The organism is Pyxidicoccus sp. M6 (genome assembly GCF_055568925.1).
Map to the genome: position 1 here is coordinate 956,200 of NZ_CM145714.1, position 15,640 is coordinate 971,839.

The window sequence follows — 15,640 nt, forward strand, 5'->3', positions numbered from 1 at the left end:
GGGGAGGACCGGGCTCTGTGTCTACCCCGTAGGACTCATGTCTCTCGGTTGGACGAACGTTCTGGAGGAGTCACCCTCTCCACGTCTCCAACCCACGGCAGTTTCAGGAGTTCCTGAAACTGCTGCTGCCATTAGGGGAGGAACACGGGCTGCATCGCCGACCTGCACCATGCGCTACCGCCAAACCCTCGCCGTGCTCGCATGCCTCTTCTCGTGGGCATGCATCGACCTGCCGGAAGTCGAACAGGTGTCCGAAACTCCTGACGCTGGTGGAGAGGAAACTCCGGTTGCTGACTCAGGAGCACTGCCGGACGCCTCTACTCTGGATTCAGGCACTCCCGATTCGGGCCTCCCCTCCCTGACTCTGACGCTCGTCACTTCGAAGTCGGTGACCAACAGTGACGTCCAGGTGAGTGGCACCGTGACCGGGGCTGCTCCTGATGAAGTCGAACTTCTAGTGGATGGCGTCGCAGTGGCCACGCTGGCTGCGCCCTACGAGCTCCGCTGGAGCACTCAATCCGTCGATGAAGGCACCCACGTGCTCGCATTGAGGGCGAGCTTCGAAGGACGCAGGTTCACGAGTGAATCGCGCACCCTCATCGTGGACAGGACACCGCCCCGCGTGGTCTCGCAGACGCCGCTACCGGGTGCTCAGTTCGTCTCCGTGCACCAGGTGGTCCAGGCGACCTTCTCGGAGCCGCTTGATCCGACCACGGTCAGCTCGGAGTCGGTGAAGTTGCAATCCGATGCGGGCGTCATCGCTGCGGAGGTGGTGCTGGCGTCTGAGGGCACGTCTCTGACGCTGAGCCCCGCTACACCCCTGCTTGCTGATACGACTGTACAGGTGAGTTTTAGCCGCCTGATGGACTTGGCAGGCAACACACTGCAGACCCTGCCACAGGGCTGGCAATGGACGCTCCCGGGCTATCTACCTTTTGGTGAATCCCCCAGCACCAATGCCGCAGAACGTTTGGTGCTGTGCCCGTCTCCTCAATTGAACGGCGAGGGACGTCCACTTGTGGCGTGGTTGGATGGAACCAAACTGGTGCCTTCAGCCATCCACGTCAAACGGTGGAATGGTACCGGCTGGGAGCCATTGGGGAGCGTGATCAACATCACTCCTGGGCACGGAAACCTCTTCTGTTCCCTCGAACTCGATAAAGAAGGGCGGCCTATTGTTGCCTGGGACGAGTACTCAGGTGCTGATGGAAGGAGGCTGTATGTTCGCCGATGGAATGGCGAAATTTGGGAAGCGATAGGCGATCCAGGAGTACTCCTGAGCCAGCAAGTCAATTCCAGTTCCTTCATCTTCAAGAGCAACAAAGCCGGTCAGCTCGCATTGGCGTTTGTAGGCGTCAGCCAGGGAACTGAATACGTAATGGTGGGACGCTGGAATGGCAGTGAATGGGGTGTTCTGGGAGGCTCACTCAAGGTCAACGCGCCATCGTTCATCAATCGCCTTTTGATGGACATCGATGCGGATGGAAACCCGATTGTCTCCTGGATTGAGGGTGGTTCCAACGGCAGTTCCACCGCGTACATGAGGCGTTGGAATGGAAGTGCATGGGACGCCATCCCCATGACAGGTCCGTTGACTGCGTTTCCCAGGGACCTCGTCATTGATGGTTCAGGAGCCCCCATTCTGGACATGCCTGTCTCGAATGGTGTGGCGTTGAGCGCTCAGCCCCGGAGATGGAATGGGAGTTCTTGGGTGGCCCTTGGTAATCCCATCAGCACCTATTCCGGCGCAACCGATTCCGTGGTGGTTGCCCTCACCGTGGATGCCCAGGGAAGGCTGGTCGTCCTGATTACTGAACCGGAAGTCGCGGGACAGGCCGCTGTTCTCTATGTTCGACGATGGACAGGTGGTGCATGGGAGCCGCTAGGTAGCGTTCTGCGAAAGAATCCAAGCCTGGTGCCCGTTCCTACCGTGATACCACTCCTCACGATGGACCCCTCAGGCCGACCGGTGGTGGCGCGGGTCGAAGAAACCGAGACCGAGCCTCGTCTGCAGACTGTCCACGTCTACACACCCAACAACTGAGCCCTCCACGGTTCTCCACTGAACACCTTCCTCGCGCTCCCGTCCCATTCGCCACTTCGGGGCTGGGACGGGCGCGTCGGAAGGGTCGTGTATAGATTCCAGGCCGCCCTTTCCCTACACGTGAGGCGTCGGTTTCATGAAGCGAACGGCCACGACACCCCCGGAAGACGAGGCGCCTGCCAACGCCCTTCCCGCCGCTGGCGGGAACAAGAAGCGGGTGCTTGTCGTCGATGACTTCGATGATGCGCGGGAGATGTACGCCGAGTACCTGGAGTTCGTCGGCTTCGAGGTGGACACCGCCTCCAATGGCGTCGAGGCGGTGGAGAAGGCGCAGGACGGGGAGCCGGACATCATCCTGATGGACCTGTCCCTGCCCATCATGGACGGCTGGGAGGCCACGCGCCTCATCAAGCAGGACGCGCGCACCCGGAACATCCCCGTCATGGCGCTCACCGGCCACGTGCTCGCGGGTAACGCGGAGCACGCCCGGGAGGCCGGCGCGGACGAGTTCGTCGCCAAGCCGTGCCTGCCTCAAGACTTGGAGAACAAGATCCGCAACATGCTCAAGCCCAGCAAGGCGAAGCCCAAGGGCGGGCAGGGGACCTGAGCCACAAGACATCCCCAGTGCCCGACACCGGACACTCGGGGCACCACGGTTCCTCAGTGCACCGTTCCCAACCCCCGCCCGGTTGACCCCTGGCGGGGGGATGCATAGGCACCCCCTGTGGGCACCTCCCCCGCCGCCTTCCCGTCGCCGGCCGACGCGTGGACTCCTCCGCAGGAGTTCGACGAGTACCGTCTCGTGCGGCCCATCGGCCGGGGGCGCACGGGCCGGGTGTACCTGGCCCACGACACGCTCCTCGAGCGCCCGGTGGCGGTGAAGTTCATCCCCGCGCTCGGCCCCAATGCCCTGGCACGCTTCCTCGTGGAGGCCCGCGCCGCCGCCCGAATCCAGCACCCCAACGTCGTCACCCTCTACCGGGTGGGACAACTGGAGGAGCAGCCCTACCTCGTCTCGGAGTTCATCCGCGGCGTCAGCCTGGACCGGCTCTCCAAGCCCCAGCCCTGGGAGCGGGTGCTGTCCATCGGCAAGGACCTCGCACGGGGCCTGAGCGCCGCCCATCGGCGCGGGGTGCTCCACCGCGACATCAAGCCCGGCAACGCCGTGCTCACCGAGTCCGGCGAGGTGAAGCTGCTCGACTTCGGGCTCGCCAAGCTGCTCGACGAGGCCGCCGAGCCCGCCGAGGCCAGCAGTGCCCGCCCGGGCACCGTGCCGCCCAAGCTGCCGGAGGACCTGGACCCCGACGCCAGCCCCAACTTCTCCGCGCGCTCGTTGGACGGAGTCTTCCTCCCCTCGCTGCCGAGCGGCGCGCTGGTGGGCACGCCCTATTACATGTCGCCCGAGGCCTGGGCGGGTGAAGAGCTCACGGCCCGCAGCGACGTGTACTCGCTCGGCATCGTCCTCTACGAGCTCTGCGCGGGCCGCGGCCCCTTCCGCGATGTGCCCTGGAAGGACCTGCCCAGGGTGGTGCAGACGAAGGACGCGCGCGCCCTGGTCGAGGCCGCGCCCAACGTGGACGCCACCTTCGCCGCCGTCATCGACCGCTGCCTCCAGCGCGAGCCCGCCGAGCGCTACACCTCCGCCGCGCACCTCCTCGACGCGCTCGAAGCCCTCTCCCGCGAGGAGGCGCCCACCGATATCCCCGAGGGCAATCCCTACCGCGGCCTCCAGGCCTTCGAGGCCGAGCACCGGGCCGTCTTCTTCGGCCGCCGGCGCGAGCAGCGCGCCGTCATCGAACGGCTTCGCGCCGAGCCCTTCCTCCTCATCACCGGCGACTCCGGTGTGGGCAAGTCATCCCTCTGCCTCGCCGGCATCCTCCCCGCCATGGTGGAAGGCGCGCTGGAGGACGGACGCCGCTGGCATACCGCGAGACTGGTGCCGGGCCGCAGGCCGATGGCGGCGCTCGCCGCCGCGCTCGCCCCACTGCTGGAAACCGAAGAGGAGCCGCTCGCCGAGGCGCTACGCAACGAGCCCGCCTCCCTCGTCCGGAGGCTTCGCGCGAGGCTCGGCGCACGCGACGGCCTCCTCCTCTACATCGACCAGCTCGAAGAGCTCGTGACACTGGCCTCACCCGTGGAGGCCGCGCTCGCGGGCCAGGCACTCGGTGCCGTCGCGGAAGGCGCCACGGGCGTGCGGCTCCTGGCCACGGGCCGGAGCGACTTCCTCACCCGCCTCACCACCGTCCCCGGCCTGGGCGCGGAGGTGCCAAGAGCGCTGTACCTCCTGCGCGCCCTGACGCCCGAGGAGACGCGCGAGGCCGTCACCGGGCCCGCCCGTGTGAAGGGCGTGGCCTTCGAGTCCGAGGCCCTGGTGGATGCGCTCGTCGCCTCCACCACCGCCGCCGATGGAGGCCTGCCGCTGCTCCAGTTCGCTCTCGCGGAGCTCTGGGAGGCGCGCGACGCGGAAGGGCACGTGATTACCCAGGCTGCGCTGGACTCGCTGGGCGGTGTGGCCGGAGCACTGGCGCGGCACGCGGACGCCGCGGTGGCCCGGCTCCTCCCGGACCAGCGCATCGCCGCGCGAGGCGTGCTCCTGCGCCTCGTCACCGCGGACGGCACTCGCGCGCGCAAGACGGACCGCGAATTGGTGGGCGAGGACGCTCGCTACCGCGCCGCCCTCGAGGCCCTCGTCCACGCGCGGCTCCTGGTGGCGCGCGAGGCCCAGGAAGGCACCTCGTACGAGCTCGCCCACGAGGCACTGCTCGCCGGCTGGAGCACCCTGGCCCGCTGGCTCGCGGAGGCCGCCGAGCGCCGCGAGGTACAGGCCCGGCTTGAGGCCGCCGCCGCGCACTGGGAGAAGCTCGGCCACGCGCGCGAGACACTCTGGGGACCGCGCCAGCTCGCCGAGACGAAGCTGCTCGACACGGGCGAGCTCACCCGCCGCGAGCAGGACTTCCTCAAGGCCTCGCGCCGCACGGTGGTGCGCAGCCGGCGCATGCGGCAGGCGCTGGCCGCGGGCTTCGTCCTCTCCCTCGGCCTCGTCTACGGCGGCCTCAAGCTGCGCGAGCGCTGGGGCCTGGACCGCCAGGTGAGTGCCGAGCTCCAGGAGGCCGCGCACGCCCTGCGCTCGGTGGGCCTGGAGCGCGCGGCGCTGGGCCACGAGCGCGCCGAAGCCTTCCGCCTCTACGGCAGTGGCCACCGCGCGGACGCCGACAAGCTCTGGGGCAAGACGGGCGCGCAGGCCGTGGCGGTGCGCCACCGCTACGACGCCGTCGCCGGGAAGCTGGAGCGCGCTCTCGCCCTCGCTCCGGGCCGTCCCGACGTGCGCGAGGCGCTCGCGGACTTCCTCTACGAGCGCGCCCTCTGGGCCGAGCAGGACGGAGACACCGCGACGCTGCCCACGCTGCTCCAGCGCCTGAAGCTCTACGACACCGCGGGCACGCGCTGGCAGCAGTGGAACGCTCCCGCGCGACTCACGCTGGAGACGCCCGTCCCCGGCGTCCAGGTGGAGCTCCGTCCACTGGCCCGCGACGCGCAGGGCCGCGAGCAGCTCGAAGAGCCGCTGCCGCTCGTCGCGGGGCCGTGGGTGGACGTGCCGGTGCCGCCGGGGCGCTACCAGCTCTCCCTCCGCGCGCTGGGCCACGAGCCGGTGGTGCAGCCCGTGCTGTTGCGTCGCGGGGAGTCGAGGAAGCTCGCCGTGCCCCTGCCTCACGTGGGCGCGGTGCCCGAGGGCTTCGTCTTCGTCCCGCCGGGAGAGGTGCGCTTCGGCAGCGCGGCCGAGGCCAGCGTGCGCGAGTTCTTCAACGCGGTGCCTTTGCACTCCGTGGACGTGCCGGGCTTCCTCATCGCCCGCCACGAGGTGACGTACGCGGACTGGCTGCACTTCATCGAAGCGCTGCCGCCCGAGGAGCGCGCGAAGCACCTGCCTCGCGTGGGCACCGGCGGCTACGCGGGGCTGCTCGCGCTGGACAGGGTGGACGGCGCCTGGCGGCTGCGCTTCCAGCCCGGCAGCGAGCCCTACGTCGCGCGCGCGGGAGAGAAGCTGCGCTACGCCCAGCGCGCGCGGCGCGCGGAGCAGGACTGGCTGCGCTTCCCCGTCAGCGGCATCACCTTCGCGGACGCGGAGGCATACGCGGCCTGGCTGTCCTCCAGCGGCAGGGTGCCCGGCGCGCGGCTGTGCTCGGAGCTGGAGTGGGAGCGCGCGGCGCGCGGAGTGGACGGCCGCGAGTACCCGCATGGCGACACGCTGGGCCCGGACGACGCCAACATCGACACCACCTACGGCAAGCAGCCAGGAAGCTTCGGCCCGGACGAGGTGGGCAGCCACTCCGCCTCGCGCAGCCCGTTCGGCGTGGACGACATGGCCGGCAACGTCTGGGAATGGACGCGCTCCTGGCTGGAGCCGGGCAAGGCGGTGGCGCGCGGCGGCAGCTTCGCCTTCGCGGCCACCTCGGCGCGGGCCACCAACCGTGAGCTGCCGGAGCCCTCGCTGCGCGACGTGACGGTGGGCCTGCGCGTGTGCGCGGACCCGCCCTGAGCCGCCTGCCCGCACGCCGAGCCTGCTGCCAACCGCCGTACACCCCGCATTACACGACGTTGGAAACCCGGGTCCGCCCTGGCGTGCCAATGCATTGCTCAAAGACAGACGTTGCAAGTGCTCGTCCGAATGCGGGTGGCTTGCGGTACATCTCACCACTGCAAATCTTGCAAGGCGTTGGCGGGTCGGGTCGGGAGGTCGGGTCATGGGTGAGTGGCGGGTGGTGCGGGCGGTAGTCCTTGCCTGCGGGGTGGCGGGGTGTGCGGGCGAGGCAGTCACGGAGCCCGAGCCCACGCTCCGGTCCCAGGTGGCGGCGGTGGCCGCGCCCAATGGACGCAACCTCAACGGGCGCAACCTCAATGGACGCAACCTCAACGGCACCGAGCTGGGGGCGCTCGTCTCCGTGAATCTGTCCGGAGCCATGTCCGCGGACATCGTGGACGACTCGATGAGCTCCGTGTGGTTGGAGGGCAGCGTCTTCCACGGCTTCAACGGAGGCCGAGAGGTGTCCGGCATGGACTTCCTCGGCGCGCGCTTCGTCGGCAACCTCGCCGACGGACAGAAGGTGGACCTGCGCGTGGACGCGATTCAGCCGGCCACCGGCGCCAGCGGCGACATCTGGTCCTACCGCGTCTCCTTCTTCGACGCCGTGGAGGGCACGTGGAAGCCCGCGTGCCCCGCGGCGGATGGCTCCGCGCTGGACGCCATTCCCGTCTCGGGCACCTGGAACTACCGCGAGGGTGAGTTCGGTGGTGGCGCGTACCTCGAGGACCCCAGCCTCTTCACCTTCGCATGCGAGGGCGCGGCCATCGCCAAGTGCATCCACTTCGGCTACCGCCCTTGGGCGACGACGGAGGACGGCCGGAGTCTCGCGGACCATCACCAGGCCTGCACGCGCATGGTGCGCGCGGACTACTGCGGCGACGGCACCTCGCACACGCAGGACGGCAACTGGGTGAACCTCTACGACGCGCTCGGCGTGCAGCAGGACACCGAGTCGTGGCTGCTGGAGGCCGAGTGGAACACCGACGGCGCGCTCTGCGTCTCGTCGTCCAACCGCTCCACCTCGCCGGTGAGCTGCCCCAACAAGCCGCGGATTTCCGGCTGCGGTCGGTGGGGCCACTTCCGCACCGGCACGCTCCTCATGAGCGAGGTTCCGCCCGCGACGAAGCCGTGACACGCGACGGGCGCGTCCCGTCACGGCGGCCCGCTCGCACGCCTGCTCCGCTTCCAGGCAGTGGACGCGCGAGCATTCAGGGTGCGGAACGACACCGGGTGCGGCTACCGGAGGCAGGGGGCCGACACCATGGTTAGCCGGCTCGCCGGGGCCCCCGAGGCCGGCCCGGCGGAGGACGGGAGACTCGCCGTGAGACGCGCGCACGAGAGCGGGAGGACACGCGGTTCAAGGCTCGGGCTGCTGCTGGGCGTGGCCTGTGTCATCGCGATATCCGGTTGCAAGAGAAACCCGGACGGCGCCGCGCCGCCCGCGGAGCCGGTGGTGACGTTGGGGCAGGAGAACGTGGCCCGCGCCGAGGTGCGCGAGCTGCAATCCGGCCCCGGTATCTCCGGCACGCTGCAGGCGCGCACGGCCGCCGCGGTCCGCGCCGAGGTTGGCGGCACCATCCTCGAAATCAAGGCCGAGCAGGGTCAGCGGGTGAAGAAGGGCCAGGAGCTGGCGCGCATCGAGGACGCCACGCTGAGGGACCAGCTCATCGCCGCGCGCACGGCGGCTCGCACGGCTGTAACCGCTCTCCAGGTGGCCAGGGCGGAAGAGGAGCGCAACGCGAAGCTCGCGAAGGCGGGCGTCATCACCCAGCGCGACTACGAGCGCGTCCAGCTCTCCGTGTCCCAGGCGGAAGGGCAGCTCGCGGAGGCACGCTCGCGGCTGGCGCTGGCGCAGGAGCAGGTGGGCCGCGCGCGCGTCATCGCGCCCTTCGACGGTGTGGTGAGCGAGCGGCAGGCGAGCGCGGGAGACGTGGTGCAGCCCGGCGCGCCGCTCTTCACGGTGGTGGACCCGCGCACGCTGCGGCTGGAGGCCTCGGTGCCCGCCGCGCGGCTGGAGCAGGTGAAGGCGGGCACACCGGTGGAGTTCCAGGTGACGGGCTACGGCGACCGCTCCTTCAGCGGCAAGGTGGAGCGCATCAACCCCGTGGTGGACCCGGGCACCGGCCAGGTGCGCATCTACGTGGCCATTCCCAACACGGACCTCGAATTGCTCGTGGGCCTCTTCGCGGAGGGCCGCGTGGCCTCGGAGGCGCGGCGTGCTCTCGCAGTGCCGGTGGATGCGATTGATGGAACCAACCACGCCACCGCCGTGCTGCGCATCCGGGACGAGCGCGTGCAGCGCGTCCCCGTGACGCTCGGCCTGCGGGACGACGTCGCACAAAAGGTGGAGGTGCGCTCCGGGCTCCAGGCGGGAGACGTGGTGCTGCTGGGCTCGGCGCGCGACGAGGTGGGCGAAGGCGCGCGCGTGAAGGTGGAGGCCCCGCGTCCGGAGCAGCAGCAACCCGTGGCGGATGAAGGACCGGGCGTGGGCGGCTCGGAAGCACCTCCTCCTCACTGACCCGCCCGCGTCCATCGCTTCTTGACGGGAGTCACCCCGTGTTCATCTCCGACTTCGCCATCAAGCGTCCCATCGTCACCATCACCGCGATGGTGGCCCTGGTCGTCTTTGGCCTCGTGGCCCTCTGGCAGCTCGAGACGGACGAGTTCCCGGACGTCCAGCAGCCCGTCATCAACGTCACCATCGTCTACCCGGGCGCGTCGCCGGACACGGTGGAGCGCGAAATCGTCGAGCCCATCGAGGACGCCATCTTCGCCATCAACGGCGTGGACCCGAAGGAGACGACGTCCACGGCGACGGACGGCCTCGCCACCTTCACGGTGTTCTTCAACTTCGAGAAGGACATCCAGGAGGCGTCACAGGACATCCGCGACGCCATCTCCAGCAAGCGCGCGGACCTGCCGCAGGAGATGGAGGAGCCCATCCTCACGCGCTTCGACCCGGCGGACCAACCCATCGTCTCGCTGACACTGACCTCGGACCAGCTCGACGTGGCGGCACTGTCGCGCGTGGCGGACCCGATGGTGGTGGGCGAGCTGCGCTCGGTGCCCGGCGTCGCGCAGGCGGACGTGGTGGGTGACGTCGAGCGCGAGATGACGGTGCAGCTCAAGCCGCAGGCGATGCAGGCGGCGGCCCTGTCGGTAGCGGAAATCGTGGGCGCGCTGCAGGCGCAGAACCTGGCGGCGCCGGTGGGGCGCATCAACTCGAAGCTGTCCGAGGAGTCCATCCGCCTCAGGGGTCGCCTGGAGCGCGTGGAGGACTTCCGCGACATGGTGGTGGCCACGCGTAACGGGCAGGCCATCCGCCTGTCGCAGGTGGCGGACGTCTTCGTGGGCTCGGAGGAGCCGCGCACGCTGGCGCTCTATGACGGCGCCCAGGCCGTGGGCATCGACGTGCTGAAGTCCAAGGGCTACAGCACCACCGAGGTGGCGGACGCGGTGCGCGAGCGCGTGGCGGCACTGCAGAAGCGGCTGCCCGCGGGCGTGAAGCTGGCCATCGTCCGCGACGCGGGCGTGCGCGTGGAGAACGCGGTGGAGAACGTGCAGTCCGCGCTGCTGGAAGGCGCGGTCCTCACCGTGCTGGTGGTGTTCATCTTCCTCAACTCGTGGCGCTCCACCGTCATCACCGGCCTGGCGCTGCCGGTGAGCGTGCTCGCGGCCTTCATCAGCGTCTGGGTGTTCGGCTTCACGCTCAACACCATGTCGCTGCTCGGCCTGACGCTGGCCATCGGTATCCTCATCGACGACGCCATCGTCGTGCGCGAGAACATCGTCCGCCACGTGGAGATGGGGAAGGACCACTACACGGCATCGCGCGAGGGCACGGCGGAAATCGGGCTCGCGGTGTCGGCGACGACGTTCTCCATCGTCGCGGTGTTCGTCCCGGTGGCCTTCATGTACGGCGTCGCGGGACAGTGGTTCAAGCCGTTCGCCCTGACGATTGCCTGCGCGGTGCTGGTGTCGCTGTTCGTGTCCTTCTCGCTGGACCCGATGCTCAGCGCGTACTGGCCGGACCCGCAGGTGGAGCAGGGCGCGCGGCGCGGCTTCATCTCGCGGCAGCTCTCACGCTTCAACAGCTGGTTCGACCGGCAGGCGGACCGCTACAAGCGCATCATCGCCTGGGCGCTGGACCACCGGCTGGCCATGGTGCTGGTGGCGGTGGGCTCGCTGGTGGGCGCGCTCGTGTTGCAGGGCACGGTGGGCGGCGCGGGCTTCGTGCCGGTGAGCGACCGCTCGGAGGTGGAAATCCTGGTGGAGACGCCGCCGGGCTCAAGCCTGGACTACACGCGACGCAAGGTGGAGGACGTGGTGCGCCGCACCCGCACGCACCCGGAAGTCGCTTACACGTACAGCACCATCGGTGTGCCGCTGCCGCTCAGCGCGCCGGGCGTGGACCAGGCGCTGGTGTACGTGCGGCTCACGCCCAAGGCGGACCGAGACGTGAGTCAGGACGCGCTGGGCCGCATCCTGCGCGACGAATTGAAGACCCTCGGCGGCGCGAAAATCTCCGTGTTCACCTCCGGCTTCGGCGGCGCCTTCAAGCAGATTCAGTTGGAGCTGCGGGGGCCGGACCAGAAGCTGCTGACGCAGCTCGCGCAGCAGGTACAGAAGCAGGTGGAGCAGGTGCCGGGCGCGGTGGACGTGGGGTTGTCCACGCGCGGGCAGAAGCCGGAGCTGGAGGTGGACCTGAACCGCGGGCTGGCGGGACAGCTCGGGGTGACGGTGGGGCAGGTGGCGCAGGTGCTGCGGCCGGCCTTCGCGGGGCTCGACGTGGGCGACTGGGTGGACCCCATCGGCGAGACGCGTGACGTGATGATTCGGCTGGCGCCCGAGGCGCGCGACAACCCGGAGGACCTCGCGCAGCTCCCCATCCGGGTGGCCGGCGTGCAGGGCGGGCCGATTCAATTGGTGCCACTGGGCCAGGTGGCGGACATCCGCGAGACGCTGGGGCCGGCGCAGATTACGCACCTGGACCGCGAGCGCGTCATCAACATCCAGGCGAACGTGCAGGGGCGCTCGCTGAACGAGGTGATGCGGGACATCCAGACGCAGGTGAAGAACGTGCAGCTCCCGTCTGGCTACACGCTCACCACGGGCGGCGAGTCCGCGGACCAGGCCGAGGTCTTCTCGCGCGTGTTCATCGCGCTCGGGGTTGCGGTGCTGCTGATGTACCTCATCCTGGTCATCCAGTTCGGCTCGTTCCTGGACCCGCTGGCCATCCTCCTGTCGCTGCCGCTGTCGCTCATCGGCGTGGTGCTGGCGCTCATCGTCACGCGCGACACGCTCAACATCATGAGCCTCATTGGCGTCATCCTGCTGATGGGCATCGTGGCGAAGAACGCGATTCTGCTCATCGACTTCGCGAAGTGGTCCCACGAGAAGGGCATGCCCCTGCGGGACGCGCTCATCGAAGCGGGACGTATCCGCCTGCGGCCCATCATCATGACCACGTTCGCGCTGGTGGCGGGCATGGTGCCGGTGGCCATTGGCGCGGGCGAGGGTGGTGACTTCCGTGCGCCGCTGGGCCGCGCGGTGATTGGCGGCACGATTACGTCCACGCTGCTGACGCTGCTGGTGATTCCGACGGTGTACGAAATCCTCGTGGACGGCCGGAACTGGATGAGCCGCAGGCTGCGCAAGGTGTTCCACATGCGGCCTCCGCACGAGCAGGGCCCCCACGGCGGCGGCGAGCCCCGCCCGGTGCCCCAGGCGCGTCAGGACTGAGGGGCTCACCTCGTCAGGCCGCGCCCCACCGCCGCGTCCCGTCGGGCCACAACCGACAAAGGACACGGACACATGGGCTGGGCCACGGATGCGCTTCACGCGCTCGAACGGGGTGAGCCTGGTGAAGCAGGCCACGAAGGACCGGGTGCTCATCGGCAACAACGTGGGCCGCATCAACGGGTGGGCCATGCGGACGTCCGTGGTGGGCCGGCTCGTGAAGGTACCTCCGCTCGGTTCCTGAGCGCAGGGCGTGGACGCGGTGCCCCGGGGCACTCCGGACGTTGATGTTGAACGTCTGGCCCAACGGGACGTTGGCGGTCCGCGCGCGGGACTCTAGGGTGGACCGCTGCCCCTATGGCTCCAGCGCCGCTGCCCGAAGACCACCACCGACTCGTCACCGAGGCCCTCGCCGCGCTCGACATCCGCAACTGCGTGTTGAGCATCCACGACCCGAGCTTCCCCAGCCTCCCCGAGGAGGACACGGGTTGGGGCTCGCCGTACTCGGAAGGGGCGGCGCGCTTCCTCGCCTTCGCGCGGGAGCTGGGCTTCAACGGCATCCAGCTCGGGCCGCAGGGGCAGACGACCGAGTTCAACGCGTCGCCGTATGACGGCGCGCTCTTCTCGCGCAACCTCCTCAACGTGGCGCTCGCGCCGCTGGAGGAACCGGAGCCATGGGGGGCACTGTTGCCACGCGGACGAGTCGCCGCGCTGGCCGCGAATCGTCCGCGCGGTGCTTCTCCTGGGGAGCGCTACCGCCACGCCTTCCGCACGCACCTCATGGTGCTGCACGAGGCGTGGGAGTCCTTCCGCCGCCAGCGAGAGGCGCCGGATGCGTCTCCCGCGATTCACGCGCTGGCCGGACGCTTCGCCACCTTCCGTCAGCAGCACCACGCATGGCTCCTTCGCGATGCCCTCTTCGACGTGCTCTGCGAGGAGAAGCACGAGCCGGACTGGAGGCGCTGGAGCGACTCGCTCGATGGGCGACTGTGGAGCCCCCGCCGTGAGGAGGAAGCCGCGGCCGCCGCGCGCGTCGTGGAGTTGGAGGCGCGGTATGCGGAGGCGCTGGAGCGCTACGCCTTCTTCCAGTTCCTCGTGCACGTGCAGCACCAGTCCCTGCGCGAGCGCACGGCAGCGTGGCGATTGAAGCTGTACGGCGACTTGCAGATTGGCTTCTCGCCACGAGACACATGGGCGTGGCAGGGGCTCTTCCTGCGCAGGTACCTCATGGGTGCGCCGCCCAGCCGCACGAATCCGGATGGGCAGCCGTGGAACTACCCCGTGCTGGACCCGGAGCAGTTCTTCGAGCCAGACCACGCGGGCGTGGCCGCCGGGCAGCGGGCCGGTCCGGTGCTGCGCTTCATGAACGCGCGCATGGACAAGAACCTCGGCGAGTACGACGGACTGCGATTGGACCATCCGCACGGGCTCGTGTGCCCATGGGTGTACCGCGCGGACGTGCCGGACGCGCTGTGGTCGGTGCAGCACGGAGCGCGCCTCTTTTCGTCACCCGACCTGCCGGACCACCCGGACCTCGCGCGCTACGCGTTGGTGCACCCGGAGCAACTGGACCGCACGGTGCCTCGCTACGCGGATGGAGAGGTGAAGTCGCTCACGCCGGAGCAGGTGCGCCGCTACAGCGTCCTCTTCGACACGGTGGTGGGGGCGGCGCGGCGCAACGGGCGTGATTTGGGAGACCTGCTCGGCGAGGTGCTCAGCACGCTGCCGTATCCGCTGGAACGCGTGCTGGCGCAGTACCAGTTGGGACGCTTCCGCGTGACGCAGAAGGCGGACCTGAGCAATCCGAAGGACGTGTACCGCAGTGAGAACGTGGCGTGCGAGGACTGGGTGATGGTGGGCAACCACGACACGAAGTCCCTCTGGCGTCTGGTGGGCGAGTGGCAGTGGCGCGGCACGCACCAGGCTCAGGCGGACTACCTCGCGTGGAGACTGTGCCCGGAAGAATCGGAGCGAGAGGTCTTCGCGCGCAGGCTGGTGGAGGACCCGGGACTGCTCGCGCAGGCGAAGCTCGCGGACCTGTTCGCGAGCCGTGCGCGCAACGTCATGGTGTTCTTCACGGACCTGCTGGGAATGACGGAGACGTACAACACGCCCGGCACGGTGGACGAGCGGAACTGGTCGCTGCGAGTGCCGTCAGACTGGGCGCGCGAGTACCGCGAGAGGCTTCAGCGAGACGCGGCGCTCAACATTCCCGCCGCGCTGGCCATGGCCCTGAAGGCGAGGGGCACGGAGACTCGCGAGAGGTACCAGACCTTGCTCAACGGCCTGGACCGACTCGCGAGCGAGCTGCGCACCACTCCGTGATGTCAGTGCTGCACGTCCACCACGAGCCGCGCCGGCTCCTTCAATTCCATGACGCGGTACTTGTTCGGGTGCTTGTTGCCGAGCACCCACGTCACCTCGCCCTCGAAGTCACACGTGCGCTCCAGCTCCGCGATGACGGGCAGGCTCGGCTTCATCTCCCGCTCGGCGACGGTGGCCTGCCCCTTGTCGTCATGTCCGCGCGCGGGAGTGAGCGTCACCTGGAGCCAGCCCTGGCCGGCCACGTCCGTCGGGTCTCCCGAGCCGCACTTGATGATGGGCTTGTCCACGTACTCCAGCCGGTAGCCGGGGAGCTGCGCGCCGTCGAACTCGAACACCACGCGGTCGAAATCCGCATGGGTCCCCGCGCGCACCGAGCGCAGCGTCACGGGCATGCCCGGCGCGCGCTTCAGCGTCACGTTGCCCGCCGTCCACTCGCGGTTCTTCAAGTCCTCCGAAGTCTGCCCCGCCGAGGTTCCTGCCCCCTGCGCTGAAGTCCCGCCTCCAGTGGCTGTGCTCCCCGTCGTGGGCGCGGACCCTCCGGAAGGACCTCCCGCCGTGCTCCCTGAACCCGGAGCCGCTGTTCCGGAGGGAACGTTCCCTCCGCCAGCAGGGCTCCCCGTCGCGGACTCGGCCCCCGGAGTCACCTCCTCGGGAGGCGGCCCGCGCACCACGCCTCCATCGACCACGACATGGACGGGCGGCTTCGCGGCGGCCTCGCCCTCACGGGGCAGGGTGCCTGGCGGCGGACCCGAGGGCTGCGCGGGCAAATCATCCGGAGCCGGCAGCTCCGCGGCCGGATGCGGAGGCCCCTCCTCCTTCTTCGAGCACCCCGCGAATGCGACACACCCCGCGAGCCACAGCGACGTCAGCCTGCGCATCGTCCCTCTCCTGGCGGCCCGCTCGGTGAGGGCCGGCGGCCTCCCTCTCTCACGAAGCGGCGCCCGGGTGCC

At 69.4% G+C, this 15,640-nt stretch carries 9 protein-coding genes; 8 read left to right on the forward strand and 1 reads right to left on the reverse strand.

Annotated elements, in window-relative coordinates; genetic code table 11:
- Window positions 1–169 precede the first annotated feature (169 nt).
- The 8 genes from ACVTJA_RS04110 (at window position 170) to ACVTJA_RS04145 (ending at window position 14,690) form a co-directional block, all read left to right on the forward strand.
- Window positions 170–2,044: an Ig-like domain-containing protein gene (locus ACVTJA_RS04110; RefSeq protein ID WP_465833948.1), complete on the forward strand. Its 1,875-nt coding sequence runs from the start codon at window positions 170–172 to the stop codon at window positions 2,042–2,044.
- A gap of 136 nt (window positions 2,045–2,180) precedes the next feature.
- On the forward strand, window positions 2,181–2,651 hold the full coding sequence (locus tag ACVTJA_RS04115; protein WP_465833950.1) for a response regulator: 471 nt from the start codon (window positions 2,181–2,183) through the stop codon (window positions 2,649–2,651).
- 117 nt (window positions 2,652–2,768) lie between these two features.
- Complete coding sequence (locus ACVTJA_RS04120; RefSeq protein WP_465833951.1) at window positions 2,769–6,581, forward strand: nSTAND1 domain-containing NTPase; 3,813 nt, start codon at window positions 2,769–2,771, stop codon at window positions 6,579–6,581.
- 205 nt (window positions 6,582–6,786) lie between these two features.
- Entirely contained in the window at window positions 6,787–7,758 is a 972-nt protein-coding gene (locus tag ACVTJA_RS04125) for an ADYC domain-containing protein (protein WP_465833953.1), read from the forward strand.
- Between the two features lie 189 nt (window positions 7,759–7,947).
- Window positions 7,948–9,144 carry an efflux RND transporter periplasmic adaptor subunit gene (locus ACVTJA_RS04130; RefSeq protein WP_465833955.1) on the forward strand — a complete coding sequence of 399 codons (1,197 nt, stop codon included), beginning with the start codon at window positions 7,948–7,950 and terminating at the stop codon, window positions 9,142–9,144.
- 38 nt (window positions 9,145–9,182) lie between these two features.
- Window positions 9,183–12,368, forward strand: coding sequence for an efflux RND transporter permease subunit (locus ACVTJA_RS04135; RefSeq protein ID WP_465833957.1), 3,186 nt, complete (start codon window positions 9,183–9,185; stop codon window positions 12,366–12,368).
- Between the two features lie 88 nt (window positions 12,369–12,456).
- The gene (locus tag ACVTJA_RS04140; protein WP_465833959.1) at window positions 12,457–12,609 is read left to right on the forward strand and encodes a hypothetical protein; all 153 of its coding nucleotides are present in this window, start codon (window positions 12,457–12,459) and stop codon (window positions 12,607–12,609) included.
- 113 nt (window positions 12,610–12,722) lie between these two features.
- A complete protein-coding gene (locus ACVTJA_RS04145) occupies window positions 12,723–14,690 on the forward strand; it encodes a 4-alpha-glucanotransferase (RefSeq protein WP_465833961.1) in 1,968 nt (655 codons plus the stop codon).
- 2 nt (window positions 14,691–14,692) lie between these two features.
- Here the strand turns inward: ACVTJA_RS04145 and ACVTJA_RS04150 are convergent, their stop codons facing one another.
- Complete coding sequence (locus ACVTJA_RS04150; RefSeq protein WP_465833963.1) at window positions 14,693–15,568, reverse strand: AMIN-like domain-containing (lipo)protein; 876 nt, start codon at window positions 15,566–15,568, stop codon at window positions 14,693–14,695.
- Window positions 15,569–15,640: the final 72 nt, after the last annotated feature.

Excerpts from the sequence above, each read along its gene's own strand:
- ACVTJA_RS04110 (WP_465833948.1), top strand. The coding sequence starts at position 170 with ATGCGCTACCGCCAAACCCTCGCCGTGCTCGCATGCCTCTTCTCGTGG.
- ACVTJA_RS04150 (WP_465833963.1), bottom strand. The coding sequence starts at position 15,568 with ATGCGCAGGCTGACGTCGCTGTGGCTCGCGGGGTGTGTCGCATTCGCG.
- ACVTJA_RS04140 (WP_465833959.1), top strand. The coding sequence starts at position 12,457 with ATGCGCTTCACGCGCTCGAACGGGGTGAGCCTGGTGAAGCAGGCCACG.
- ACVTJA_RS04125 (WP_465833953.1), top strand. The coding sequence starts at position 6,787 with ATGGGTGAGTGGCGGGTGGTGCGGGCGGTAGTCCTTGCCTGCGGGGTG.
- ACVTJA_RS04115 (WP_465833950.1), top strand. The coding sequence starts at position 2,181 with ATGAAGCGAACGGCCACGACACCCCCGGAAGACGAGGCGCCTGCCAAC.
- ACVTJA_RS04145 (WP_465833961.1), top strand. The coding sequence starts at position 12,723 with ATGGCTCCAGCGCCGCTGCCCGAAGACCACCACCGACTCGTCACCGAG.